Origin of the sequence: Kitasatospora sp. NPDC087315 (genome assembly GCF_044744345.1) — a bacterium.
Lineage (GTDB): Bacteria > Actinomycetota > Actinomycetes > Streptomycetales > Streptomycetaceae > Kitasatospora.
On record NZ_JBIUYD010000004.1, the window covers coordinates 127438 to 152028 of the forward strand.

A 24591-nucleotide genomic window follows, 5' to 3' on the forward strand; every position below is an offset into this window, starting at 1 on the left:
ACGAGGCTATCCGGCGGCGGCGACGGCGAGATGATCACCCCCCGGGGTGGGAGCGGGGGTGCGGGACCGATGGCGCGGGGACGACGCGCCGCAGCCCATGGGCTGCGGCCTCGTTACGGCAAGCACTACCCCATTACCAGGGTGCGATCCAGAGGTACACCCCACAGAGCACGGCGGCGGCCAGCAGCATCTGCGCCATCATGGCCGGCGGCCACGTATCCTCGTCCGACTCACCCTTCCGCTGTGCCTCCATCAACCGCTGTGCCAGCTTCCGGCGATGGCCGATGGCGCCCAGCGGGAAGACCAGGATCCCCGTCACGTACATCACCAGGATGGTCGTCGGCTCCATGTGCTTCACCGCGTAACTCGCATACGCGAAGGCCGCCATGGCGAGCGGTGCCAGCGCGGTCTGGATCCGGTACGTGCGCGTGGGCATCCCCGGTACCAGGACCGCCAGGAACACCGCCGTCGCCAGGACGGCGATCCACCACCACGACACCACCCCGAGTCCGAGTGGATACACGTCAAACCCCCCTTGCTGCTGCCGTGCGACCCACGCCGGGCGCGGCCCCCACGGCCCCGTTCAGCCACGGACGTTCGATCACGGACGTCCGCTCGCAGCCAGCCTAACCACAGGCCCGGACGCCCCCGAACCGACCCGGGCCCGAGCGGCCGCGCCCCGCCGAGTCGCGCCCGGAGCCACCGGGGCTGGACGGGCCCGGCCTCACCGCACCGAACAGGAACGGCGCGACGCCCCCGCCCCCACGGGTCAGAACGTCTGGCCCTGGGCGGGGCGCCGCCGGGCGGCGTGGACGAGCAGGGCCAGAACGGCGGCGCCGGCCACCAGGAGCACCACGCCCAGGATGATGGCGAAGGGGGTGGACGCGTGCTGCTCGGCGGCGATGGCGTCGTAGTTGCTCGCGGGCGGCCCGCCGCTGCCGGTGATCACCCGCCCGGCGAGCGGTCCGCAGTAGTCGCCGGGGTACATGGTCGAGCTGCCGCACGTGACCGGTCCGTCGTCCGGCAGGCCGAGGTAGAGGCTCAGCCCGCCGAACCCCATGAGGACGAGCGGGGCGGCGAACGCCCACACGTCGAGCTTCTGCTGAGTCATCGTCACTCTCCTTGGCAAGCAGTCGATTTACCGAGTCATTACCCCTTTTCCCGCTCACTCTGTCACGCCCCCGCCGAATGCGGGGCGGCCCGGAGTCGCCGGTGTCCCACCACTCCCGCCCGCCCGGGTCGGTGGTGGACGAACGGCCGGACCGCTCGGCGCGCGGCCCGGTCGGGGAGGCGGGCACGAACGGCGGGCTTCAACTGGGCACTACCCCACCACCCGTAGGACTCGCGGGGTTTCGCCGGGCTGTACCGGTCGCCGCCGTGGAATCATCGGACGCCGGGTGGACGTGGATCGGGAGAAGGGTGGTGGGTGGACGTGGCCGCCGACTGGGAGTGGGACGACTCGTTGTTCTCGGGCACGGCCGCCTACTACCGGCGCGGAAGGCTCCCCTACGCTCCCGGGCTGGCCGATGTGCTCGCCGGGGTTCTGAGGCTCGACGGACGGGGGCGCCTGGTCGACGTGGGGTGCGGTCCTGGCACCCTTGCGGTGGGCCTGGCCGACTTGTTCGGCGAGATCGTCGGTGTGGACCCGGACGGCGGGATGATCGCCGAAGCCGGGCGCGCGGCCGCCGAGGCCGGGGTGGCCTGGAAGGCGCGGTGGGTGCGGGCCCGGGCGGAGGATCTGCCCGCGGGGCTCGGAACGTTCACCGTCGCGACCTTCGGCCAGTCCTTCCACTGGATGGACCGCGGGCCGGTGGCGGCGACCATGCGGGGCATGCTCCGACCGGGGGGCGCACTGGTGCACATCTCGGATCTGAAGACGGAGACCCGTTCCGTGGAGGGCCTTCCGCACCCGGCGGTGCCCGGTGCGGCCGTGGACGCGTTGGTCGGGCGGTACCTGGGGCCGGTCCGACGGGCCGGCCGCGGGGTGCTGCCGCACGGGACGCCCGACGACGAGGCCGCGGTGCTCGCCCGGGCGGGGTTCTCCGGCCTCCAGCGCCATGTCGTCCCCGGTGGGCAGGCGTTGGAGCGTACGCGCGACGAGGTGGTCGCCCAGGTCTTCTCGATGTCGTCCTCGGCCCCGCACCTGTTCGGCGCGCGCCGGGCCGGCTTCGAGGCGGACCTGCTCCGGCTTCTGCGGGAGGTCTCCCCGTCGGGCCTGTTCTCCGAACGGCAGCCGAGCACCGAGGTGTTCGTCTGGTGGAGGGACCGCACCGGGCTGTGATCGCGTCCGACCTCGGGATCGACGCCCCCGAGTTCGACGAGCCGCAGTCCCGCACCCCGCTGCCCTGAGGCGCCGCACTTCCCTCGCCCGGCCACCGCGGCCCGGTCGTGACCAGGCGCTGTCAGGAGCGTTAGTTCTCCTGTGAAGGTGATTGAAGACCGCCGGGTGCGCCGTACGCGCAGTGCGCTGGGTGCGGCGCTGGTCGAGCTCGTGCTCGAGAAGGGGTTCCACACGGTCACGGTGGATCAGCTGGTGGAGCGGGCCGACGTGGGCCGCGCCACGTTCTACGCCCACTACCGGGACAAGGAGGACCTGCTCGTCTGGGTGGTCCGCGACCTCGCGCTGGACCGCGTGCGCGTCATGCCGGCGGTCGAGCAGGCCGACGCCGGGGCCGAGGGGATCGCCGAACTGCCGCTGCTGCACCTGTTCCAGCACGCCGAGCGGGAGCGGCCGGCCTGCCAGGTCATCCTTCGCGGCGAGGGGGACGGCCGGGCGCTGCGGGAGTTCACCGGGATCATCGGCGAGCTGGCCGGGGACGTCTTCCGGAGCCGCTGCCGGCAGGCCGGCGTTCAGCCGCGCGTCCCGCTGGAGGTGGTGGCCCGGGCGTGGACGGGAGAGGTCGTCGGGGTGCTCTCCTGGTGGATCGAGGGCGGCACGGGTCTCAGCGCCGCCGAGGTGACCCGGTACCTGTGCGACTACTCGGCCTACGGCCGGATGTGGGCCTCGGGCCTGTCCGACGCGCCCGCCCTGGGGAGCCGGGAAGCCGCCCCGCCGCCGAGGACGTGAAGAGGAGCGGCGGCTGATCCGGTAGCCCCTTCCGCCGCAGGGTGGTTGCCGGCCTGATCAGTGCCCGGGGTGGGCCGCCGTGGCGGCGAGCGGCTCGCGGCCGGGCTGCGGTACGGGGGTCCGCCCGGGGGCGAGGTAGCGGCTGCGGACCGCGGTGACGATGTCGGCGCTCGCCTGTCCGGTGCCGTAGGGGGAAGGGAGCCTGGCCAGCCGTTCGGCAGCGGCCTCGTCGTCGAGCAAGTCCCTCAGGGTCCGGGCGAGTTCGTGACCGGGCCGGGCGAGGCGGGCGAAGCCGGCCTGCACGGCTTCGGGGCGCTCGGTGGAGTTGCGCACCACCACGAGCGGGCGCTTGAGCACGGTGCACTCTTCCTGGACTCCGCCGGAGTCCGACACCAGCAGGCGGCAGTGCCGGGCCAGGGCGAGGAAGGCGGCGTGGTCCAGTGGCTCGATCTGCCGCAGCCGGGCGATCGAGGCCCGCAGGCCGAACGCGTCGACGGCGGCCTGGGTCCGTGGGTGCAGCGGCAGCAGCACCGGTATGTCCAGGGCGGCGAGTTGGTCGAGGATCTGGGCGAGCCGTGCGGCGTCGTCGGTGTTCTCGGGGCGGTGGATGGTCGCGAGTACGTAGCCGCCCGGGGCGACGGCGTGCTCGGCCACGATGCGGCGGGCCTCGGCTTCGGCGGGCAGGGTCTCCAGGGTCGCCTCGACGACGGTGTTCCCGGTGATCACCACCCGGTGCGGTTCGATGCCCTCGCGCAGGAGGTGCGCGGCCGCGGTCGGGGTGGGCGCGCAGTGCAGGTCGGCGAGCGGGGCGATGAGGCGGCGGTTGGCCTCCTCGGGCATGTCGGGGTCGAAGGAGCGCAGGCCGGCCTCGACATGGACGACGGGGATGCCGGCGCAGTGTGCCGCCAGCGCGCCGGCGGCGGCGGTGTTGGTGTCGCCCTGAACGACGACGGCGGCCGGCGGGCGTGCCGCGAGGTGGTCGCTCAGCGCGCTGACCATGTGGCCGATCTGCCGGCCGCGCGGCTCGCCGCCGACGCCCTTCAGCAGGTGGTGCGGGCGGGGAAGGCCGTACTGCGCGAAGAAGGCGGTGGTGAGGGCCGGGTCCCAGTGCTGGCCGGTCCACACGACGCGGGCCTGGGGGCCCAGGAGGCGGACCACACCGGCGAGTTTGACGATTTCCGGCCGGGTTCCGAGGACCAGGGCGACATCGGTCGAGGACATGGCGCTCCGAAGGGGGCGAGAGGCGGGATGAGGTCGGTGCAGTAACAGCAGACGGTAGGGAGGGGATTCGAAGAAAAGATCAATACATGCCCCTAATGTCACCCAATTGGCCCAATAAAAGCCGGTTCACCCCGGGCGCTATCACCCGTTCGGCGGACAACGATCGGCCCGTCGGGCCGTCAAGGGCGAGGTCAGGGACGGGTGCCGGATGCGCACCCGCCGGGCGGCTCCGGTGCCGGATACCTGGTCACCAGCAGTTCGTGCTCGGCCAATTGAGGCAAATGAGTGATTTCCCCTCAGATGGGCGCGGCACCGGTCAGATCATCCGGCCGATGCAGCAACATACGGGCTGGCCAGATCGGAACAATCCGGTCAGAACGAGAGGAACTGTCCATGTACGGACCCATTACCGGCGGCCTTCCCCCGACTGCGGCCGGCGGCGGCATTCTGGCCTCGACCGGCTCACCCGGCCTCGGCATCGCGACCGCGGCCGCCACGGCGCTGGTGCTGGTGGGAGTCGTGCTGATCCGGCGCAGCCGGCTGGCCGCCGACACCGCCGACACGGCGGAGCCGACCGATCGGAACCGCGGCGGGGCATAGCCGGCACCAACGCCCGGACACCGGCCACACCTTGTCGTTCCGCCGGGTGCCGGAAAACCGCCCTCGGCCCGCCCCGGAGCCCATTCCGGAGCCCCTACCGGATCAGCCGGCGGTACGGGCCGGGGCGCCGATTCCCGCCACCCGCCCTTCCCCCAGGGGGTTTTCCTCGTGACCGCAGACGCGTACCCGCAACGTTCCCAGCCGTCGCGGCCGGCCCGCTCGCAGGTGTCGCACCCCGGCCGCACCCCGCTGCCCGGCCGGGTGTTCGGTCCGCTGCTGCTGGGTCTGTGCGGGTTCCTGGTCGCCGGCGAGCGCTACTACCGCTTCCACGAGATCGCCGGAGCGCAGTGGCTCGTCTCCCACACGCTGGGCCTGAAGACCATGCTGCTCACGTCCCCCGACGCGCCGGTGCTCTACGCCGGCGACGACGGCGGCTTCGGGCGCGGGATCGCGCTGACCACCGGTTGCAGCAGCGCCCTGCTGATCGCCCCGCTCGCCCTGCTCTCCGGCGTCCTGCTGCTGTTCAGCGCGCGCAGGCCGACGCGGGTCCTGCTGGGCTTCGTCCTGGCGGCCGCCCTGATCGGCGCCACCAACCTGGGGCGCCTGACGTTGATCGTCGCCATGCAGCACCGCTACGGCGACGAGGGATTCGGCTGGACGCACGTCCTGTTCGGCTCGGTGCTGATGATGGCCGCCGCCCTGGTCGCCCTGCTGTTCTTCCTCCACATGATCACCCGAACCTCCACCCACGACGTCGAGGATGGCGCGCCGTGACCCTGCTCGACATCTCCATCTCCCTCTCCTTCGTCCTGGGGGTGAGCTTCCTCGCCTATGTCGCCGTCATCGTGCGCAACTTCCTGCGGGCCCGCCCGGACACCCCGGGTGACCCGACCCGGTTCAGCTGGCACTTCTTCATCCCCTGCCGGGACGAGGAGGCCGTGATCGGCACCACCCTGGACTACCTCGCCCGGCACTTCCCCGAGGCCCGCGTCTGGGTCGTCGACGACCACTCCAACGACCGGACGGCCGAGGTGGTGCGGGCCCGGGCAGGCGCGGGGCAGCCCGTCCAACTGGTCGGCCGCCGGCTGCCACAGGCGCGGACGGGCAAGGGCGACGCCCTGAACGCCGCCTACCAGGCGCTCGAAGCCTGGCTGCCCGGGAACGCCGACGCCGACCGGGTCGTCGTGACCGTCCTGGACGCCGACGGGCGGCCCTCCCCGGGGATGCTGCACTGCTTCGCCGGACCGGCGTTCTTCGGCGACCCGGCCATCGGCGCCGTCCAGGTCGAGGTCCGGATGTCCAACCGCGACGTGGCCGTGCCGCTGCCCGGCCGGGGGCGCCTCGCCAACCGGTTCGCCCGCCTGCTGGCCCGGTTGCAGGACATCGAGTTCCGCGGGCCGATCTCCGCCATGCAGATCACCCGCCGGTACACCCGGACCGTCAACGTGGGCGGCAACGGCCAGGCCAACCGGCTCAGCGCACTGCGCTCGATCGACCAGGGCAGCGCCGAGCCGTGGGGCAGGGCGCTGCTGGAGGACTTCGAGCTCGGCCTGCGGATGATGCTCGGCGGCTGGCGCAACGGCTACACCACGGCCGCCTGGGTGGACCAGGAAGCCCTGTGGAGCGTACGGCAGTTGATCACCCAGCGGGTCCGCTGGGCACAGGGCGCGATGCAGTGCGCGCCCTATCTGCGCCAGGTCTGGCGATCGCACCGCTTCAGCACGACGGGCTTCCTCGAAGTCCTCTACTTCATGGTCCAGCCCTGGCTCCAGGTCATCGGCCTGGTCGTGTACACCGTGCCGATCGCCGCCTTCGCCTACAACTCGGTCGCCTACCCCGAGTTCGTCCTCTCCTTCCTCAGCCGGGGCGGCGCTCCGCTGATCGCGCTCTACCTGCTCGTGGGGGTCGCCGAGTTCGCCGTCTGGGGGCCGGTGTACCGGCGTCGCAGTGAACCGGGGATCAGCCGCCGGGCCGCGCTCGGCTACGGCCTCGCGCTCGCGGTCTATGCCGCGACCACCTACCTCGTCGCGGTCCGCGCCTTCTGGCGGATCGTGCGGCGCAAGAACTCCTGGCACAAGACGGCCCGCACGGCAGAGCCGCCGCCCGCCGTCCAGGAGATCGCCACCGCCTGACCGACGGAGCTTCTCCCCGGCCGGTGATCCGTGGCCAAAGCCACGACCGGTCGGCGGAGTCGATGACCCGCACCTCACCCGTATCCCGTGACAGATCCAGTGGTCTGCCAACCGAAAGGCCCGACCTGTGAGAACTCGCACCCACGTCCGCGTCCTGGCCGGCACCGCGCTCGCCGCCGGAATCCTCGCCTCCGCCGCCCCGGCGTACGCCGCCCTCCCCTCCCCCGAGGCCGACGCCTATGTCGTCTCCTCGGACGCCCTGAGCGGGCTCGTCGCCGTGTCGCCGACGCCGCACTCGACCTACCCGTCGGGCGGCACGCAGACCCTCGTCGGCCTCGACCTCGGGCCGTTCAGCACCACTTCCGTGCTCACCGCGACCACCGCCGGCAACCCCGCCGACGGCACCTCGACGGCCTCCGCGACGGTCGACAGGATAGGGCTCGACCTCGGCCTCGCCCAGGCGTCCCTGACCGGCATCAACACCACCTGCAACGCCACCCCCGCCGGGGCCACCGGCAGCGGCACGATCGCGGGCGGGACGGTCACCATCGCCGGGATCCCGACCACCCTCCAGGCCAACGCCCCCGCCAACACCAAGGTCAGCATCCCCGCCATCGGCACGATCATCCTCAACGAGCAGACCACCGACGCCAACGGCGTGCTGACCGTCAACGCCGCCCGCTTCGCCCTGCTGCCGGTCCTGAACGGCGCCAACCTGACCATCGGCCACTCCCAGTGCGGCGGGGCACAGCCCGCCGAATCGGTGCCGATGATCAACCCGGCCGTCGCCGGGGCGACCGGGGGCGTCGCGCTCGCCGGCGTCCTCGGCGCCGTCCACCTGCGCCGCCGGAACGCCCAGGGCACCGCGCCGACCGCCTGACGGGCGGGCGCGCCCGGCGCAGGGAGGGTGTCCGGCCTGAGGTCGTCCCCGGACGACGAGCCGGACACCCTCCCCGGCCTCCGCGTTCGGCCCGGCGGGCGCGCGTCAGCCGGCCGCGTTCCGTCGGGCGAACGCCGGTGCCAGGTGCGTCCAGACGACCAGGACCGCAGCGACCGGGATCATCGCCGTTCCGGCCGCCAGCCCGTCCGCGGCGGCCTTGCTCAGGTGCTCGCGCAGGATGTCCACGAGCAGGAAGGCCACGGCACAGCCGACGATCGTCCCGGCCAGCCCTACCCGGACCGACGGCCGGTGGCGCGCCCACCACCCCCCGGCGTACATGGTCGCCGGTGCCCAGACCGTCAGTCCGGGATCGTCGAACAGGAGCGCCACCAGGTAGGCCCCGCCCAGGAACAGCCAGACACCCGTCAGCAGTCCCAGCGCCTGCCTCACCGAGATCCGGCCTTTCACGGGCCCGCCTTTCTCAACCCCGCCAACGTGGAGGTGCCCAAGGCTACTCAGGGCCGAAGGACCGCACACCGGTCGAGTCCGTCGCAGTCCAGGACAGCGGTGGCCTCGACCTCGACCAGGTGCTCGGGCAGGTCCAGTGCCGCGACGCCGATCAGGGTGGCCGGGGGTGCGGGGGCGGTGCCCGGCTTCCCGGCCGCCCGGGCGATGCGGACCTGACGCGCGCGGACTCGCTGGCACGGGAGATCTTCTCGGACGTCGCGAACAAGTGGGCGCTGCTGATCGTCGAGTCCCTCGGCGGCCCTCCGGCGCGCACTGATCTCCCCGCTGTTCCTTGACGTTCGGTTTCTCGGGCCCTCTGCGGGTACGCAGAGGGCCCGAGCAGCTTCAGGAGTGGGAAGTCGGACGGTCGACGGGCCGGCTTCCGGCCCAGAGGTCGCGCATGGCCCCATGCCACGCGTGCGTTCACTACCTCAGGAGTTCGGCGAAGCGATCCAGCGCACGATCGGCACGGTGGCGGTCGCCGGTGGCTGTGAGATCGAACAGCAGACCCCGGAGAACGGCCATGACCAACGTGGGCGTGACGGTGTCGTCAGGGCCGGTGGAGACGTCCCGGAATGTGGCACCGAGGGTGTCGAACCAGTCCGTGATCGCCCGCCCCTGGTCGGGATAGGCCTCGGGGTGGAGCAGGCCGTCGGCGTGCACCTCGAAGAACAGCCGGACGAACGGCGCACGTTCGTCCGCGCTGATCCACGCCCAGATGCCACGCAGCCGCTCCTGCACGGAACCCGTCTCCGGCGGAAGGTGCCCGGCCAGGCGCACCGCACCTCGGCGCCGGGCCTCGGCGAGGACCGCGGCGACCAACTCCTGTTTGCTGCCGAAGTCGTAGAGCAGCATCCGTGGGCTGGTGTCGAGGGCTGCGGCCAGTGGTCGCAGGCTCAGCCCGGCCAACCCGTGCGCCAGCACGTAGTCGGTCGCCCGCGCCAGTGTGCGCTCACGCCGGGTGGGATCTGCGGGTCGCCCCACGGTGGATCTCCTCTCGGAAACCTGAACTGAAACAGCGTCAGCAAATATATGGTACGACTGTTTCAATAACGAGGGGAGACCACCATGCCCACCTTCGACCGAGCACTCGTCCTGGGCCCCGGGAGTCACGTCGGCACGGCCTGGATGGCCGGCCTGGCCTACGGGTTGCGCCGCGACGGCGTGGATCCGGGCGAGGCCGATCTGACCGTCGGCACGTCGAGCGGCGCGATCGTCGGAGCACTGCTCGCCACCGGGCAGAACCCGGGTCGGCTCGCGACTTCGGCTCGCCCGGCAGCTCACCGGCTCAAGGCGGACCCCGAGCGGACGGGCGCGGTGTTCGCCGTGCTCGGCGACCGCAGCCTGGAACCCGGCGAGGCCAGGCGTCGCGTCGGCCGGCTCGCGCTCGACAGCACCGACCCCCAGGCCGATGAGGCGCTGATCGCGGGGCGCGCCGCCTTGATCGGTGCGGACGCGTGGCCGGAGCGGCGACTGCTGATCACCGCCGTGGACGCGACCACCGGTGAGCCCGTGGTGTGGGACCGCGACAGCGGAGTGCCGCTGGTGCACGCGGTGGCGGCGAGCAGCGCCTTCCCCGGAGCCGCGCCGCCCGTCGCCATCGACGGCCGGCGATACATGGACGGTGCGCTGCGTGCGGGCACCAACGCCGATCTCGCGGCCGGTGCCCGCACACTGGTCGTGATCGAGCCGATGGCCCACCTGTTCCCCCGAGAGCCACTCGACCAGCAGCTGGCGGCCGTGGGGGCGGACACCGTGGTGACCATCGGCCCCGATCCGGCCTCGGTGCGCGCTTTCGGCTCGAACCTGGGCGACCTGGCAGCCTGGGAACCGGCCTACCAGGCGGGTCTTCGCCAGGCCGGCGACGTCGCCGCGCGACTCCGCCCCGCGTGGAGGGCAGAAGCCAGTGCGACCTGACCGCCGATCAGGTCGGTGACACGTGGGCGGTGGCAGCCCGGCGGACGAGTCGCCGCGCCGGTCGACCCCTCCGGCAGCACAGCGGCGAGTTGGTCCCAGGGTGGTTCAGCCTGCCATGACGGCAGTACAGGCTCAGGTCTCCCAGGTGATCGCAGAGCGTCGCGACTTCGCGGTCGCCAAGACCGGATCCCGCACTCCTGGGAGTGACGGTATGCCTGTCGCCCTCGGCACCGGCCTCGCGCTCACCGTCGGCGTGCCCAGTGCCGACGCCGACGACTACCACCCGTCCAGGGTCCCGAACGTCGTCACCCTGGGCAGCGCCATCAGCCCGCACTGCCTGGAGATCGGCGGCTGGAGCACCGGCAACGGCGCACCCGCCCAGCAGTGGTCCTGCACCGGCGGCGCCAACCAGAAGTGGCTCTGGATCCACGTCCCGGGCGGCGACTACACCTTGCGCAACGCGTGGAGCGGCAAGTGCCTGGACGTCCCCGCCGGGGCGAACACCAACGGTGTCCGCATCCAGCAGTGGGACTGCTGGAACGGCAACAACCAGATCTGGTACACCTACGCGGCCGGCCAGGGTTATCCTCCCGTCAATTACTGGGGACCGCGTTGGGTTGTGATCAAAGGGCAGTCTGGGTTAGGTCTTTGATCACAACCCGATACGGTCCCTAGGCCCGGTCCGGGCCATCCAGGAGGACCGGCAGGGTGCGGTGCCCGTTGGAGATCAGCGAGTCGACCGGCTCCAGCTCGACGCCCGGGACGAGTACCAGGTGCGGGAAACGCTCGAACAGTGCGCGCAGTGCCGTGCGGGCCTCCAGGCGGGCCAGCGGTGCGCCGAGGCAGAAGTGCGGGCCGTGCCCGAAGGCGAGGTGGTCCTTGACGTCCCGGGTGACGTCGAATTCCGCGCCGCTGTCGCCGTGCCGCGCGGGGTGGCGGCCGGCGGCGGCGTAGGAGGCCAGGATCGCATCGCCCCGGCGGACGGTCACCCCGCCCGGCAGCTCGATGTCCTCCAGGGCGTAGCGCATCGGAAGGTGCGCCAGGGGCGCCTCCCGGCGCAACGACTCCTCGACCACGTCGTCCCAGCCCGCCTTGCCGGCGCGCACCAGGCCGAGCTGGTCGGGGTGGGTGAGCAGCAGGGAGATGGAGTTGTCGATCAGGTTGACGGTGGTCTCGTAGCCGGCGGCGACCACCAGCATGACGGTGTCGAGCAACTCCTCCTCGGTGAGGGCGCTGCCGTCGCCCTCGGTGTCGCGGGCGGCGATCAGCAGGGAGGTCATGTCGTCGCCGGGCTGCTCGCGCTTGGTGGCGACCAGCGTCGCGATCACCGTGTAGAGGGCCACGTTGTTGGCCTGGGACTCCTCCGGGGTGAGGGTGGTGTCGAAGACCCCGTCGACGTGCCGGCTGAAGCCGTCGCGCAGTTCGTCGGGCAGTCCGAGCAGGTGGGCGATGACCAGGATCGGCAGCGCGCGGGCCAGGTGCTGCCGCAGGTCCACCGGCGCCCCGCCGGTGCCGGCGGTGGCGATCGTGTCGATCAGCCCGGCCGTCATCCCCTCGATCCGGTCCGCCAGAGCGGCGACCTGGCGGGGGGTGAAGGCCGCGCTCACCAGGCGGCGCAGCCGGCGGTGGTGCTCGACGTCCGTCGTGGACATGTTGCGGGCCGTCACCCACAGGGCCAGCGGCCAGCCGGCCGCCACCGACCCGTAGTCGGGCCAGTGCTGCGGGCCGTTCTTGGCGATCCTCGGGTCCTTGAGCAGCGCCTCCAGCAGGTCGGGGTCGGACACGGCCCACGCCTGCACCCCGAGGATGTCGGCGGGCGTGGCGGGCCCGCGCGCGATCAGCTCGGCGCTCTCGGCGTCGCGGGCCCGCCCGGTGGGGTCCAGGACGAGCACTGGGCGGTTGACCGGACACTCCAGGGGGCGGTTCAGCGGGGCCGGCCGATTCTCCAACTGACGCTCCACGAGGGCTCCTTCACACGGGTTGAGGTGACGGGTCACGCACGCATGTTCGAGAATGGTCGGCCGCCCGTCACCTGTCGAGTGCGCATCCCCTCGCCCCCGCGCGCCCCAGCGCGCCTCCGCGCGCCCCTGGGCGCGCCCCCGCCCGGCCGCCGAACCGCCCGCCGTCGCCTGCCCCGATTGACGAGGACCGTCAACTCACGTGACCCGCGAGGACCGGGCGAAGGCGATGGACGGCATGACGACGATCACGATGCCTCGACCGACGCCCCGTCAATTCGTGCAGGCCGGCGGCGGGGCGCGCTACGCGGTGGCGGTGGACGCGGTCGGGACGGGGCTGCTGCGGCCGTTCCTGCTGCTGTACGGGATCACGGCGCTCGGGCTGGGCGCGGCGGCCACCGGCCTGGCCATGACGGTGGGGATCGTGGAGCCGATGGCCGCGCGGCCATCGGCTCCACCGACTTGCGCCGCCCCTCCAGCAGCAGCCCCCGCACATACGCCTGCCCCCAGCGATGCTGATCCGCGCCCCACAGGCATGGATGGAGCCGACCCGACTGGACTCCGCAGCCCGGGCAGGACGCCCCGACCACCGCAGACCTCGCGTCCATGACCGCCGGAAACAGCAACCCCTCCAGCCGGACCAACACCTCGTTCACGAGCCAGAAGTGTCAACGGCAGCACGACGGCGCCCGACGATCTTCAGGCAACCTCACGAGGACGGCCGGGGATCAGCCATCACGCAGCGTGAACCTCTGCCCGCCGAAGACAGCCAGCGGTTTCCCGGGCCCTCTGCGGACGCGCAGAGGGCCCGGACGGCTTCGGGAGCGGGAAGTCGGACGGGCCGACTTCTGGCGCAGGGGCGCCTGGGGCCCAGCGGTCACCGACGGCGCGCCGATGACCCTGTGCGAGGAGCACGGCTCCGGCCTCGGCAGCTACTGCCGGGTCGCCGAAGCCGTGGTCGCGTTGCTGCACTGGTTCCGCCGCCCGCGCATCCGCCGGGGGATCCGCGACGACATCCACGAAGCCTTCCTTGCCCTGGGCTGCGCCGTCATCTGCCGGCGACGACTGCGCGACACGCCTTGCCAGGAACCCTTGGCACTTACTCGCAGCCGTTGGATCTCAGCACGTCGACCTCGCAGCCCGGCGCGGACGGGTCGAAGCCGTGCTCGACCAGCCAGCGGACCGCCAGCAGGCTTCGCAGCGACCACCACGCGCGGATCACGTCGAGGTCGACGTCGGTGCCGTAGCCGGCGACGACGTCGCCAAGGTGCTCCTCGTGTCCGAGCGTCAGGACGGCGAGGTCGAACAGGGCATCGCCCCGGCTCGCCTCGGACCAGTCGATCACGCCGGTGATCTCGTCACCGTCGACGAACATGTGGGCGACCTGCAAGTCGCCGTGCGTGAACACCGGTGTCCACGGCCGCAACGCACCCTCGGCGACGCGGCGGTTGCGCGTGACCAGGTCGGCGGGAAGGACACCGTTCGTGACGAGCCAGGCGCATTCGGCGTCGAGGGCCGATGCGAGTTCGTCAGGGCTACGACCGGGCCATGGCGGCAGCGGCGCGTCGTGCAGCGTCCGTGCGGCGGCACCCGCCGCGGCCCACGCCGCCGGCGACGCGGTCGACGGCTCACCGAGGCGGCCGAGGGCCGTGCCCGGGAGGGCGGCGAGCGCGAGCACGGGCGGCTTCCGCCACAGGACCTCCGGAGTCGGGACCGGCGCCATGGCCATCGCCTCGATCTCGACGTCGGTGCGCATCTGGTCAGCGTCGATCTTCAGGAACACGTCGCCGACGCGCAGGGTCGCGCGCTCCTGATGGGCGACGACCACCTCGACCTTCTCCATGTCGACCATTATCGCGGGACGCCCGCCGATGTCACCGGGGTTTATCGCGGGCGACTGCACGGCTGACCGCGTCCCGCCGCCTGCGGCCTCGCGCACGACACCGACCACTGACCAGGCCAAGTACACCACCTGCCAGGAGTCCCAAAAGCGGTAGGGGAAGCTTTATCTGACCCACGGTCATGGATGGAGCGGAGCGCGCTACCGCAGGAGGTCGAAGCCCGCGCGACCATACGTCGGGCTCGGCACCTGCTTGGCAGAAGTCTGCCGCTCACACGATGTGCCGGCGCAGATCAACCGCCGGACGTGCAGACGCAACAGCGTTCGTCGGCCTACCCGACCGACAACATCCTCACGTCCGCGACCGCCGGAAACAGCACCCCCTCCAGTCGGACCACCACCTCGTTCACGGGCCAGAAGTGTCAACGGCAGGACGGCCGGGGGGATCGGCCATCACGCAGCGCGAGCCTCCGCCCGCCGAAGACGGACAGCGGCCTCCCGGGCCCTCTGCGGGTGCACAGAGGGCCCGAACGGCTTCCGGAGTGGAAAGTCGGACGGGCCGACTTCTGGCTCAGCGGGGTCTAGGGCGGGGCCTGGGGTTGAGGCGGCCCGGGTGCCAGGTGGCGTTGCGGCCGGCGGCTTCGCGGTAGGCGATGCGCTGGACGGCGGTGAGGAGACGGTAGAGGTTGAGGGCGACGTCGGACTCGTCGGCCTCGTAACCGAGTTCGTACAGGAAGGCTTCGAGTTCGGGCCAGTCGAAGTCGTCCGGGACGACGGGCCCGCACGGGTGGTCGGCGTACGCGTCGAAGGCGGCGGCGACGGCGTAGTGCGCGGCGGCGAGGGCGTTGGCGAGCGGGGGCGGCACTTCGGGCATGAGGGTGCCCTTCAGGGAGGGTGGTGCACCGGGGGGTTGGGGGGGGTGAGGGCGGCTGGGGCGGCAGCCGCCCTGGGGCGGGGTCGATCAGCCCGGTATGCCCTGGTTGGGCTCGTCCTCGTCGGCCCTTGCAACGTTGAGGGCGGTGATGACGCCGAGGACGACGGTGAGGATGGCGAGGGCGAGGAGGACCGCGAAGGCGGTGGCGACGAGGAAACCGGTGGTGCCGGGCCTCATCGGCGGATTCCGAGGACGCGGGTGCCGAGGTGGGCGGCGAGGCCGTGAAGGAGCTCTTCGGCCTGGTCGCGGGTGAGCGGGAAGGCGAGCTGTTCGCCGGGGCCGGCGGCCACGTCGAGGTCGACGGCCAGGCGGAGCTGGACGGTGGCGTCGGGGACGTGTTCGACGGTGAGGTAGGGGACGGTGGTGCGCTCGACGTGCACGGCCTGGGTCGAGGAGGTGGCGAGGGGGATCACGACTCCCACGGGTCACCGCCCCGACCGGCGTCGAGGAGGAGGTTCAGGAGGTTGAGGAGAGTGGTGGACGGCGCGGTGCCGAAGTTGACGAGGACCCGGCCGTCCATGGTCCGGTCCGTGGTGGCGGACGGGAAGATGATGCCGAACTTGCGGCCGCGCTCGTGGACTTCGGCGATCAGGCTGGTGATCTGGGCCTCGGTGTAGACGCGGGTGCGCGGGTCGGTGGGCTTGATCGGGTGGCGGCCGCGGCTGTCGTTCACGCGGCGGCGTCCAGCTCGAACCAGACGATTTTGCCCTTTTTACGGGGGTTTGCGCCGAAGCGGTGGGTGAGCTCGCGGACCAGGTGCAGGCCCCGGCCGGACTGCGCGTACGGGTCGGTCGGTTCGCGCTGCTCGGGGAGGTCCGGGCTGTCGTCGCAGACCGAGACGCGGAGGGTGCGGTTCAGGAGCAGGACGACCACGAGGGGCGCGGAGCTTCCGGCGTGCTTCCAAGCGTTGACAAACAGCTCATGAAGGGCGAGCTCGGCGTCGTAGATGGTGTCGTCCGGCCACCCGGCGCCGGTCAGGGCCTCGCGCAACTCGGTGCGGGCGGCGGACCAGTCAGGCGGTTCGGGCAGGTTGAAGGCACACATAGGGGACCTCCGTGGGGATGTGAGGGGTGGTTCACCGGCGGAGATGTGTCGCCGTGAGCCAGGCCAGGGCGGACTGGCGAATGTCACGCGTGGCTGCTCTGCGGTGCGCGGGCAGAAGGCGCCTACTGCCCTTGTTACAGGCGTTACTGACGCTCCGTCGTGTGATCGGTGCAACACTGAGAGTAGGGTGGAGCTAAGCAACATTGCAAGTGGTTCGATGGGTCTCCCGGGTGCTGTCACCCGTTGGTGGCGTCGTGGACGACTTGTGCGCGAGACTGCGTCGACAGGAAAGGAAAGCCGTGGGATACAAGGGGCCGATCAGTCAGCGGCAGCGCCGGTTCGGGGAAGAACTGCAGCGCCTGCGCCTGGCAGCCGGGCTGTCCGCTCCGGAGGCTGGCGCGCTCGTGGGGATGAAGAGCCCGGCGGTGAGCCACACTGAGGCCGGACGGATCACCCTCAATCCGGAACGCCTTGAGATCTGGCTCGATGCCTACGGCTGCACCAATCCGGCCTACCGGGCGACGCTCGCCGAGATGGGACGCAGTACCGGCAAGGGGTGGTGGACGGAGTTCGAGGGGCGGGTTCCACCACTTGCCCTCGAACTCGCCGAAATCGAGGACAGGTCCGTTCGTCTGGACAGTTACGACTCTCTCTACGTTCCCGGAGTCCTTCAGCTGCCCGGCTATACGGAAGCTATCTACGAGGATGCCGATCCCGAAAGCAGATGGGAAGCTACAGCAGAAGTCCGGTTCCGGATGGAACGGCAGCGGATCCTCACCGATAACAAGCAGCGACAGTTCCGGTTTGTAATCCACGAGGCGGCCCTGCGCATGCGTTTCGCTGGTGAAACCGTGATGAGGGCACAACTGCTGCACCTGCTTGAGACGGCAGAGCTCCCCAACGTCACCATCCAGGTGCTGCCGTTCACCGCACCGAAGCACGCACCTCTCTCAGCTTCGTTCCTTTTCTGCGACCCTGGCTGCACCGACCTGTCGACAATCATCCTGTCCGGACCCAAGCGCGCCGAGCACCTTGGTGATCCAGCAGACATCGCGGCCTACCATCAGAAGTTCCAGCAGCTGAGCGACCGTGCACTCCCTGCCATAGGCGCCAGCGAGTCCCTACGTAAACTCGCCTGCCGTGACTCATGGGGGCTTGTTCAACACCTCCTCTACCTGCTCCAGAGCTGAAAGGCACCTGATGTCCCACCTCGTTTGGCAGAAGTCCTCCTACAGCAACGCGGAAGGCGCCGACAACTGCCTCGAACTCGCCCCGGGAGCCGGTGATCTCCGCCATTTGCGCGAGTCCGACGACCCGAACATCGTCATCACCACCAACACCGCCAAGCTCCGCGCCTTCGTCCTCGGCGCCAAAGCCGGCGAGTTCGACCACCTCCTCTGACAACTCCGACTGCCGCACGGGTATCAACCCATCACATCCACCATTGCGGAGGTACCCGTGCAGCAACTTAACTGGCAGAAGTCGTCGTTCAGTGGTCCGGATGACGGCAACAACTGTCTCGAACTTGCCGTCGGGGCAGACGATCTCCGCCACCTGCGCGAGTCCGACAACCCGGACACCGTCATCACCACCAACACCGCCAAGCTCCACGCCTTCATCCTCGGCGCCAAAGCCGGCGAGTTCGACCACCTCCTCTCATTAGGCCACGACGTAGAGCGCGCTGCACGGGGTATCAACCCAGCACATCCACCATTGCGGAGGTACCCGTGCAGCAGCTCAACTGGCAGAAGTCGTCCTTCAGCGGAGGCGACGACGGCCACTCCTGCATCGAACTCGCCCCCGGAACCGGCGACCTCCGCCACCTCCGCGAGTCCGACGACCCGGACGTCGTCATCACCACCAGCACCGCCAAGCTCCGCGCCTTCATCCTCGGCGCCAAAGCCGGCGAGTTCGACCACTTCCTCTGACAACTCCGGCTGCCGCACGGGTATCAACCCAGCACATCCATCGCCATGGAGGTACCCGTGCAGCAACTCACCTGGCAGAAGTCGTCCTTCAGCAACGCAGAGGGCGGCAGCACCTGCCTCGAACTCGCCCCCGGAACCGGCGACCTCCGCCACCTCCGCGAGTCCGACGATCCGGACGTCGTCATCACCACCAGCACCGCCAAGCTCCGCGCCTTCGTCCTCGGCGCCAAAGCCGGCGAGTTCGACCACCTCCTCTGACAACTCCGGACGCGACGCCTTCACGCCCGCCACATGATCACAGCCACTCAAGAAGAGCCGCACCGCGTGCCACGAGCACGAGAAGGTGATCGACACATCCTCAAGTCGGTGCAGGCCAAAAAACCTTGAGGAGGCTGCAAGAAGGTCCTAAACTTGTCCGGTGATCGACAAGGCGCGCGCGTTCGACGAACTCGGCCCCGTTGTCAGCAGGCATCCGGTGGCCAGCGGCAAGCGATGGGTGAATGCCTCCTGGGCACTGGGTATCGGCGTCCCGGTCGGCTGCTTGGGCCTATGGGGAATGCTCGCCACCGGCGATGACGCGTCGGTCGGTGCCAACAAGGCGGTAGGCATACTCATCGGCCTCGGCCTGGCCGGGGTCTACATCGCGGTGACTCAGGCCCTCCGGGCAGTACGTGGCGGATCGGCGGAGTACTTCGAGATGCGCGAGCACGGCCTGGTCCACGGCTCCCGGCAGGGGCCGACGGTCTTCGCCTGGGACCAGGTCGCCACGATCGCCATCCGGACCGCCGACCGGGACAGCGGGCTCGCCCGGCAACTGGGCATCGGGTACCGGTGCGTGCTCCGCTCGGCCGACGGCAGGCGGGTCCGGGTGGACGGACTGGCCGAACGGCACGGCGAGTTGGGCCTCGCGGTGCTCAGCCGGTGCCCGCATGCGACCCGGCTCACCGGCAATGAGTGGGAGCAGAAGGCGGGCGGTCGGCTGCTGGCCGCAGGCGCGGCATGCCTGGCCGCGGTCGTCGCCATGATCCTCTTCATCGCGAGCCGCCCGGACAAGGTGATCACCGACCCCCACGACATCACCTACGTGCGCCACATACCCGGCCTCAGCGACACCCAGATGTTTCTGCTCGCCATCGGAATCATGGTGTGCCTGATCGCGGGCATCACCTGCGTCGTCCTGTTCGTACGGGCTCGGATGATGCGCAGGTGAGGACGCCCTAGGCAGTTGTCCACTGCTCTCGGGCCAGGGATGGATCGGAGGAGCGGCCCCGGCGGGGACACCTGCGGTGTCGCCGGCTCCCCCGGCAGCCCGGAACGGGTCGTAAGCACATCTCCATCCCGGCACCGACCCGCGGTGGCCACCCCCTGGTACGCGTTCATCCCGGCGACCGTGGTCACGGGCCCGGGAATCGGCCGCGTGGTCGCTCCGATGTCCACCGAGGCAATGCGGAACGTCGAACCCCGGCTGGCCGGCGCCGCCTCAGGCATCGACAACACGATCCGTCAGATCGGCTCCGTCATCGGCGCGGCGACGGCCGGTGCTCTGCCACAGGGCCGACTGGCTGCCGAGCTGGCCACCGGCAAGACGTACGCCGACGCGTTCATCGCCACGATGCACGTCACCGCGATCCTCCCGATCACCGTGGTCCTGGCCGGAGCACTTGCCTGCCTGCTGGTACGCAACCACACCAGGGCCGAGCCCGCAGACCCCGTACCGGCTACGGCCACCCGGGAGACGACGCCCGGTCGCTGAGTTCTTACCGGCACCCCGTGTCGGCGAAGACGTGAGAGGTACCGACAACGCACCGCGGTCGGCCCCCGTCGGGCCGGGCGTCGCGCCTCCGGCCCCCGCGGAGCGCTGGTGACGCGGCAGCGGTGGAAGAGAAAGTGCCCGCCCGCGCGACATCCTGACGCCTCACGTAGTCATGAGGGGTATGCACGGGGATCACCGAACAAGGGAACAGGCGGGGACCGAGTGAAATCAGCACAGGAGGACGAGTATCTGGAGTTCGTGGCCGCGAGGGCGAAGGCGCTGTACCGCTCGGCGTACGTCCTCGCGGCCGGCGACACGCACCTTGCCGAGGACCTGGTCCAGGAGACCCTCAGCCGGGTGTACGTGCACTGGAAGCGGGTGGCCGGTGCGGACAACCCGGTGGCCTACGCCCAGACGGTTCTGGTCCGCACCTTCCTCAGCCTGCGGCGTCGGCGCAGCACCGGCGAGCGCCCCACCGGGACCATGCCCGACGGTGCGGCGTCCGGCCCGGACACCGCGCTGCGGCTCACCCTGCTGGACGCGCTCGGCCAACTGCCGCCCCGTGACCGGGCGGTGCTGCTGCTGCGTTACTGGGAGGACCGCAGTATCGAGGAGACCGCCCGGATGCTCAGGCTGAGCAGCAGTGCGGTCCGCTCCCAGGGCACCCGGGCACTCGCCAGGGTGCGTGCGCTGCTCGGCGACAGCCTGTCCGACCTGGTTCCGCACTGAGCACCGGTGCGCGCGGGTCAGAGCCACCACAGAGCCCCCATCGTTGACAGAAAAGGTGACGCCAGCATGCCGTTCGAAGCAGACCTCGCACATGCCCTGGACCGCACGACCGACTCCCTCGAACCCGATCTCACCGCGCTCCTGGGCGGAGCCGTCAAGCGCGGGCGGAGCCGTCGGCGTCGGCGCGCCGCCGGCGTCGTCGCCGGGGTCGGTGCCTGCGCCGTGATCGCGGCAGCCGGCCTGATGCTCCCCGGTGTGCTCGCCGGGATCCGCCCCGCAGGTTCCGAGCTCGAGCCGGCGGCGCAGGCGGCGCCCCGGTCCGCTATCACCGACACCCAGATGATCCAGGCTCTGGAGATGACGTTCCCCGGGGGCCGGTTCAGCGAGGTCACCGGGCAGAGCAACAACCCCTCGGATCCGTCCGGCGGGGCCGTCGCCAACGCCGGTCTGGTCCTCGACGACGGGCAAGGGGCCGCCTACGTCGGCATCTCGGCCGTGCGGCTCAAACTGCCGCTCAGGGACGGCGACGGGCTGAGCTGCAAGTGGAAGCCCAAGCGCGACGCAGCTGACACCTGCACGCTGCGCGAGCTGCCGAGCAGCGCCGAGATTCCGGGCGGGGCCCTGGTGATGTCGGAGCAGAACGCGGCCGAGCACCCGGCCCGTGCCGACACCGCCCGTCGCTGGACGATCACGGTGACCCTGAAGTCGACCGGCGCGCAGCTTCAGATGGTGCAGTGGAACAGCACCGGCGGTGGCACTGGCGCCGATACACCGAAGCCGACCCGCGCCGCGCCCCCGCTCTCCGAGCAGCAGGCGGTGGCCGTACTCACCGGTGCCACCTGGGCGCCGATCCTCGCTGCCGTCGGCTGACCGGTCGCACTGCCGGAAACGGGGGCAGAACCTCCATGGCCTGCTGCGCCGGCAGGTCATGGACGGTCCGGCCGGTACCGTCACCCCGCCACAGGCCGACGTAGTGGTACACCGCGCCGCTGGGCGGCAGGTCGCCCGGCAGGTAGGCAAACTGACGGCCTGTCCGCATCCAGCAGTGGGACTGCTGGAACGGCAGCAACCAGATCTGGTACCCCTACGCGGCCGGCCAGGGCTATCCCCCCGTCAACTACCAGGGCGTTTTTCGAAGTGCTGGTCACAGCCACTCGTTGATGGCTGCGACCAGCACGGTCGCTTCGTAGCGGACGGCAAGAACCGGGTGCGGGGGGCGACGAGGTGCTCGTGCTGCTGCGGGAGCGAGAGGCCGCGTGCCGCAGAGAGGCGGAGCGGTTGCGCGGGGAGGCCGAGCGGACCGCCGGGCCGCTGCGGGTGCGCGAGGACGGGTTGGCCAGGAGAACCGGCGTGCCACCTGCCGGAGGGCACGCCGTCGACCGGATGTCCTCGTCCTGGTCGGACGGTCTCGTCTACTGTTCTTCGGCCGGTTCGCCGTTGGCTGCCGTGGTGTCCGGCGGCAGCGTGTCGGCAGCCGCCCGGGGACGGTCGGGAAGCAGGTGCCGGGCAGGCAGCGGGATGCGCTCACCGGAGGCGTCGCTGGTGAAGGGGATGACACCCGATCCGCCGGGGAACTCGCCGGTCACGTAGTAGTCCGTACGGAACCCGAGGGACGCCTGGGCGCTGAGGGTTTCGCCATTGGCGCGGACGGGCACGAGTTCGTGCTGCTCCATCCACAGACAGCCGGTGCTGCGCGGCGGAATGATGAGCCCGCGTTCCTTTCTCTCCTCGGCCATGGTCGACACGTTGCGGCGGGTTTCGTAGCCCAGTTCGATGGAGGCGGAGACGGAGGCGGTGGTGGTCACACTGGCGCCCATGCCGAACGGTTTGGCGGACGCCTCCACACCGACCGACGCGCCCACGGTGATGCCCGTGGCCACGCTGAAGGAGAAGCCCGCCTCCCGGGTGACCCCCGTGGTGATCGTCTGCGACTCCGGCTGGGCCACGGTTCCGGCGCGGTTGTCGCGGAAGAGGACGAGATCGAAGATCCGGTGGCGGCGGATCCGGTAGAACGGCGAGTTCTGGATCTGCCAGGCCGCGGTGCGGTTGGGGTCGTTGACCAGGACGTAGGGCACGGTCACGGTGCGGTCGGTCACCCTCGTCTGCGCCGGCGGCCTGGCGGGCGACGTCAGGACCGGGATGCCGGGGCCGGGTGCGCGTTGCACGACGGCGGGCAGGTCGAGGATCCAGGTCGTGGGAGTGGGGTTGGGCCGCCCGGCGACGCGCACGGCGGTGAACCCGCCCACGGGCAGGAACAGGCGTTCGTCGAGGTCCCCGTCCGGGTACGGCGGAGTCACCACCGACCACAACCGCGTCCCGGCGCCGTCGAACAGCTGCTCGCCGACCTCGCCCTGACGCGCGTAGCGCCGTCCGTTGTGCACCTGCCTGATGCACACACCGGTCTCCAGCGAGGGCGCGGAAACGGAGGCGCAGTCGCTCAGGGCGACGTATCCCGGCGGAGGTATCGGCCGCCAGACCGCGGAGGACAGTTCATCACCGGCCCCGGGACCGCTGACAACCCTCGGGAGATCACCGATCCGTTCCCACCTCACGCACGGTTGTATCAGGCTCCGGTCGGCGGAGACGTCCCGCAGCAACAGCGACCCCGCGTCCGCGAGGTTCGTCCCGTTCGAGAACTGGAACCCCGCGGGCCACCAACCGCTCTGCCCCACGTGACCGACGAGGATCCGGGGGTGGCTGCTCGCACCTTCCGCTCTGGGGATGATCGATGTCGGCCAGGCCGTCCGAACGCTCGTGGTGTAGTGCAGTTCCAGATCGCCATAGCGTTGGGTGATCACACAGGCTCCTTCGTGCAGAGGACGATTGCCGTGCGGTCTCCTCCAGACCGTACTGCCCCGGCCCCGCCTCGAAGAGGGACAAACAGGCCAACAACACGACGGGCCGCGGGTTCACAACCCGTAGGAAGCGGCAGCGGCCCGTTGCGGTGCGGTGCAGGCATCCGGCAGGCACCGCCCTGTCGCACCGCAAGCCGGCCAGGGGCGAGCGCGCAGAGCCGACCCCAGCACCGTCGCTCAAGTAGACCCGCACCCTTCGGCTGACCGGCCAGGGAGCAGTGGGCCCCGGACGGGCTTCGGCCGTGCGGTTGTCTCGGGCGGCCAGAAGTCGTGAGGCGTGTCGACTGAACCGGCTTCGGCATTTACGCAAGTCAGAGGAAATTTCGCTGTCTCCCGGGTCCGGAGCGAGCGGGGAGTCCCGAACGGGACCTGAGCTGCCAAGTAATAAGTGCCGTCTCAGCGGACCTCTGCCCCGTGGTGACATGGCGCGTCGTCCGGATTCCACGTCGTCGACAGGGCTAACGCCGCCTGATGCAGCACCAGGTGCTCCGGTGCGATGATCAATCGGCGGCTTCGCAACCGCGGCACGCCATCCGGCGGGCCCGGGCCGCACCGCAGCAGCGAACCTACGGAAGGGACTTGGCGTGCGCAGACTCGTCCACTACATCGCCACCACTCTCGATGGCTTCATCGCGGGCCCGGACGGCGCGGACCCCAGCGGACCGAACGGCTTCTGGCCCATACCGGAGGACTACATCCAGCACCTCGTGGCCGAATATCCGGAGACGCTGCCCGTCCACGCCCGGCAGGCACTGTCCGTCACGGCGGGGGGCACCCACTTCGACACCGTGCTCGAAGGGCGGCGCAGCTACGAAATCGGCCTTGCGGCCGGGATCACCGACGCCTACCCCCACCTGCGGCACCTGGTGTTCTCCCGGACCATGACCGAGAGCCCGGACCCGGCCGTCGAACTGGTCGCCGACGACCCGGTGGCGACCGTGCGAGAGCTCAAGCAGCAGGACGGCAAGGACATCTGGCTGCTCGGCGGCGCCGAGCTGGCGGGCTCCCTGTACACCGAGATCGACGCGCTGATCCTCAAGGTCGGACCGCTGACCATCGGCAACGGGATCCCGCTGTTCTCCCGCAGGGCCGCCTTCGACCCGCGCACCTGGACCCTCACCGACCACACCGTCCTCAGGAGCGGCGCGATGTTCCTCACCTACACCCGCGTCACCGGCTGAGCCCTCCGGGCGGGCGGCGCTGCGCGAGGCCGGGCTCGCCGGGCA

30 protein-coding genes and 3 pseudogenes are annotated in these 24591 nt (G+C 70.9%); 19 read left to right on the plus strand and 14 right to left on the minus strand.

All coding sequences use genetic code 11. From position 1 onward, the window contains the following. Positions 1-133: 133 nt before the first annotated feature. Together ACIO5D_RS07525 and ACIO5D_RS07530 are read right to left on the minus strand one after the other, a co-directional pair. On the minus strand, positions 134-523 hold the full coding sequence (locus tag ACIO5D_RS07525; RefSeq protein WP_400657083.1) for a hypothetical protein: 390 nt from the start codon (positions 521-523) through the stop codon (positions 134-136). A gap of 246 nt (positions 524-769) precedes the next feature. Next, entirely contained in the window at positions 770-1111 is a 342-nt protein-coding gene (locus ACIO5D_RS07530) for a hypothetical protein (RefSeq protein ID WP_363606879.1), read from the minus strand. A 321-nt stretch (positions 1112-1432) separates the two neighbouring features. Here ACIO5D_RS07530 and ACIO5D_RS07535 point away from each other — a divergent pair, with 321 nt between their 5' ends. After that, entirely contained in the window at positions 1433-2281 is an 849-nt protein-coding gene (locus tag ACIO5D_RS07535; protein ID WP_400794389.1) for a class I SAM-dependent methyltransferase, read from the plus strand. A 141-nt stretch (positions 2282-2422) separates the two neighbouring features. Next, on the plus strand, positions 2423-3067 hold the full coding sequence (locus ACIO5D_RS07540) for a TetR/AcrR family transcriptional regulator (RefSeq protein ID WP_400794248.1): 645 nt from the start codon (positions 2423-2425) through the stop codon (positions 3065-3067). A gap of 57 nt (positions 3068-3124) precedes the next feature. Here the strand turns inward: ACIO5D_RS07540 and wecB are convergent, their stop codons facing one another. Next, on the minus strand, positions 3125-4288 hold the full coding sequence (gene wecB / locus ACIO5D_RS07545) for a non-hydrolyzing UDP-N-acetylglucosamine 2-epimerase (protein ID WP_363606876.1): 1164 nt from the start codon (positions 4286-4288) through the stop codon (positions 3125-3127). Positions 4289-4681: 393 nt separating this feature from the next. Here wecB and ACIO5D_RS07550 point away from each other — a divergent pair, with 393 nt between their 5' ends. The 4 genes from ACIO5D_RS07550 (at position 4682) to ACIO5D_RS07565 (ending at position 7900) form a co-directional block, all read left to right on the plus strand. Next, a complete protein-coding gene (locus ACIO5D_RS07550) occupies positions 4682-4888 on the plus strand; it encodes a hypothetical protein (RefSeq protein WP_363606875.1) in 207 nt (68 codons plus the stop codon). 168 nt (positions 4889-5056) lie between these two features. Continuing rightward, on the plus strand, positions 5057-5662 hold the full coding sequence (locus ACIO5D_RS07555; protein ID WP_363606874.1) for an archaeosortase/exosortase family protein: 606 nt from the start codon (positions 5057-5059) through the stop codon (positions 5660-5662). Next, entirely contained in the window at positions 5659-7020 is a 1362-nt protein-coding gene (locus ACIO5D_RS07560) for a glycosyltransferase family 2 protein (protein ID WP_400762844.1), read from the plus strand. The genes ACIO5D_RS07555 and ACIO5D_RS07560 overlap by 4 nt, the downstream gene beginning before the upstream one ends. 127 nt (positions 7021-7147) lie before the next feature. Continuing rightward, positions 7148-7900 carry a choice-of-anchor P family protein gene (locus ACIO5D_RS07565; RefSeq protein ID WP_400762842.1) on the plus strand — a complete coding sequence of 251 codons (753 nt, stop codon included), beginning with the start codon at positions 7148-7150 and terminating at the stop codon, positions 7898-7900. A 105-nt stretch (positions 7901-8005) separates the two neighbouring features. On the opposite strand, the gene ACIO5D_RS07570 is transcribed toward ACIO5D_RS07565, so the two are convergent. Continuing rightward, positions 8006-8368, minus strand: a complete 363-nt coding sequence (locus ACIO5D_RS07570; protein ID WP_400794250.1) for a hypothetical protein — start codon at positions 8366-8368, stop codon at positions 8006-8008. Positions 8369-8580: 212 nt separating this feature from the next. Here ACIO5D_RS07570 and ACIO5D_RS07575 point away from each other — a divergent pair. Beyond that, a pseudogene (locus tag ACIO5D_RS07575) lies at positions 8581-8664 on the plus strand (transcriptional regulator); the annotation flags it as partial. Positions 8665-8833: 169 nt separating this feature from the next. On the opposite strand, the gene ACIO5D_RS07580 reads toward ACIO5D_RS07575, so the two are convergent. Continuing rightward, positions 8834-9391, minus strand: a complete 558-nt coding sequence (locus tag ACIO5D_RS07580) for a TetR/AcrR family transcriptional regulator (RefSeq protein WP_363606868.1) — start codon at positions 9389-9391, stop codon at positions 8834-8836. 84 nt (positions 9392-9475) lie between these two features. Here ACIO5D_RS07580 and ACIO5D_RS07585 point away from each other — a divergent pair, with 84 nt between their 5' ends. Beyond that, complete coding sequence (locus tag ACIO5D_RS07585; RefSeq protein WP_400794252.1) at positions 9476-10324, plus strand: patatin-like phospholipase family protein; 849 nt, start codon at positions 9476-9478, stop codon at positions 10322-10324. A gap of 211 nt (positions 10325-10535) precedes the next feature. Next, positions 10536-10976: an RICIN domain-containing protein gene (locus ACIO5D_RS07590; RefSeq protein WP_400794254.1), complete on the plus strand. Its 441-nt coding sequence runs from the start codon at positions 10536-10538 to the stop codon at positions 10974-10976. A 19-nt stretch (positions 10977-10995) separates the two neighbouring features. On the opposite strand, the gene ACIO5D_RS07595 is transcribed toward ACIO5D_RS07590, so the two are convergent. From ACIO5D_RS07595 to ACIO5D_RS07630, 8 genes and pseudogenes are all read right to left on the minus strand, one after another. Further along, complete coding sequence (locus ACIO5D_RS07595; protein ID WP_400657131.1) at positions 10996-12240, minus strand: cytochrome P450; 1245 nt, start codon at positions 12238-12240, stop codon at positions 10996-10998. A 479-nt stretch (positions 12241-12719) separates the two neighbouring features. Next, positions 12720-12815, minus strand: a pseudogene (locus ACIO5D_RS07600) (transposase); the annotation flags it as partial. 566 nt (positions 12816-13381) lie between these two features. Next, the gene (locus ACIO5D_RS07605; protein ID WP_400657099.1) at positions 13382-14125 is read right to left on the minus strand and encodes a phosphotransferase family protein; all 744 of its coding nucleotides are present in this window, start codon (positions 14123-14125) and stop codon (positions 13382-13384) included. Positions 14126-14693: 568 nt separating this feature from the next. Beyond that, the gene (locus tag ACIO5D_RS07610; RefSeq protein WP_400657101.1) at positions 14694-14996 is read right to left on the minus strand and encodes a hypothetical protein; all 303 of its coding nucleotides are present in this window, start codon (positions 14994-14996) and stop codon (positions 14694-14696) included. Between the two features lie 87 nt (positions 14997-15083). After that, positions 15084-15233 (minus strand): hypothetical protein, encoded by a 150-nt coding sequence (locus ACIO5D_RS07615; protein ID WP_363606855.1) that lies wholly within the window; start codon positions 15231-15233, stop codon positions 15084-15086. Further along, on the minus strand, positions 15230-15478 hold the full coding sequence (locus ACIO5D_RS07620) for a hypothetical protein (RefSeq protein ID WP_400794256.1): 249 nt from the start codon (positions 15476-15478) through the stop codon (positions 15230-15232). The genes ACIO5D_RS07615 and ACIO5D_RS07620 overlap by 4 nt, the downstream gene beginning before the upstream one ends. Next, positions 15466-15729 (minus strand): hypothetical protein, encoded by a 264-nt coding sequence (locus ACIO5D_RS07625; protein WP_400762824.1) that lies wholly within the window; start codon positions 15727-15729, stop codon positions 15466-15468. The genes ACIO5D_RS07620 and ACIO5D_RS07625 overlap by 13 nt, the downstream gene beginning before the upstream one ends. Beyond that, a complete protein-coding gene (locus tag ACIO5D_RS07630) occupies positions 15726-16100 on the minus strand; it encodes an ATP-binding protein (RefSeq protein WP_363606850.1) in 375 nt (124 codons plus the stop codon). Before ACIO5D_RS07630 ends, ACIO5D_RS07625 begins: the two co-directional genes overlap by 4 nt. A 299-nt stretch (positions 16101-16399) precedes the next feature. On the opposite strand from ACIO5D_RS07630, the gene ACIO5D_RS07635 reads away from it, so the two are divergent. The 9 genes and pseudogenes from ACIO5D_RS07635 to ACIO5D_RS07675 all read left to right on the plus strand — a co-directional run bounded on the left by ACIO5D_RS07635 (position 16400) and on the right by ACIO5D_RS07675 (position 21380). Continuing rightward, positions 16400-17290 (plus strand): helix-turn-helix domain-containing protein, encoded by an 891-nt coding sequence (locus ACIO5D_RS07635; RefSeq protein ID WP_400794259.1) that lies wholly within the window; start codon positions 16400-16402, stop codon positions 17288-17290. Positions 17291-17300: 10 nt separating this feature from the next. Further along, on the plus strand, positions 17301-17501 hold the full coding sequence (locus ACIO5D_RS07640) for a DUF397 domain-containing protein (protein ID WP_400794261.1): 201 nt from the start codon (positions 17301-17303) through the stop codon (positions 17499-17501). A 57-nt stretch (positions 17502-17558) separates the two neighbouring features. Next, a pseudogene (locus ACIO5D_RS07645) lies at positions 17559-17720 on the plus strand (DUF397 domain-containing protein); the annotation flags it as partial. A 107-nt stretch (positions 17721-17827) separates the two neighbouring features. After that, the gene (locus ACIO5D_RS07650) at positions 17828-18028 is read left to right on the plus strand and encodes a DUF397 domain-containing protein (RefSeq protein ID WP_400794263.1); all 201 of its coding nucleotides are present in this window, start codon (positions 17828-17830) and stop codon (positions 18026-18028) included. Between the two features lie 57 nt (positions 18029-18085). Then, positions 18086-18286, plus strand: coding sequence for a DUF397 domain-containing protein (locus tag ACIO5D_RS07655; protein WP_400794265.1), 201 nt, complete (start codon positions 18086-18088; stop codon positions 18284-18286). Between the two features lie 160 nt (positions 18287-18446). Beyond that, positions 18447-19238, plus strand: a complete 792-nt coding sequence (locus ACIO5D_RS07660) for a hypothetical protein (protein ID WP_400794267.1) — start codon at positions 18447-18449, stop codon at positions 19236-19238. Positions 19239-19457: 219 nt separating this feature from the next. Next, complete coding sequence (locus ACIO5D_RS07665; protein ID WP_400794269.1) at positions 19458-19781, plus strand: hypothetical protein; 324 nt, start codon at positions 19458-19460, stop codon at positions 19779-19781. A gap of 222 nt (positions 19782-20003) precedes the next feature. Next, positions 20004-20510 carry a SigE family RNA polymerase sigma factor gene (locus ACIO5D_RS07670; protein ID WP_363606828.1) on the plus strand — a complete coding sequence of 169 codons (507 nt, stop codon included), beginning with the start codon at positions 20004-20006 and terminating at the stop codon, positions 20508-20510. Positions 20511-20576: 66 nt separating this feature from the next. Further along, positions 20577-21380: a hypothetical protein gene (locus ACIO5D_RS07675; RefSeq protein ID WP_400794271.1), complete on the plus strand. Its 804-nt coding sequence runs from the start codon at positions 20577-20579 to the stop codon at positions 21378-21380. A 542-nt stretch (positions 21381-21922) separates the two neighbouring features. Here the strand turns inward: ACIO5D_RS07675 and ACIO5D_RS07680 are convergent. Then, positions 21923-23308 carry a hypothetical protein gene (locus tag ACIO5D_RS07680; protein ID WP_400794273.1) on the minus strand — a complete coding sequence of 462 codons (1386 nt, stop codon included), beginning with the start codon at positions 23306-23308 and terminating at the stop codon, positions 21923-21925. Positions 23309-23949: 641 nt separating this feature from the next. Here ACIO5D_RS07680 and ACIO5D_RS07685 point away from each other — a divergent pair. Continuing rightward, positions 23950-24546: a dihydrofolate reductase family protein gene (locus tag ACIO5D_RS07685; protein ID WP_400653754.1), complete on the plus strand. Its 597-nt coding sequence runs from the start codon at positions 23950-23952 to the stop codon at positions 24544-24546. Positions 24547-24591: the final 45 nt, after the last annotated feature.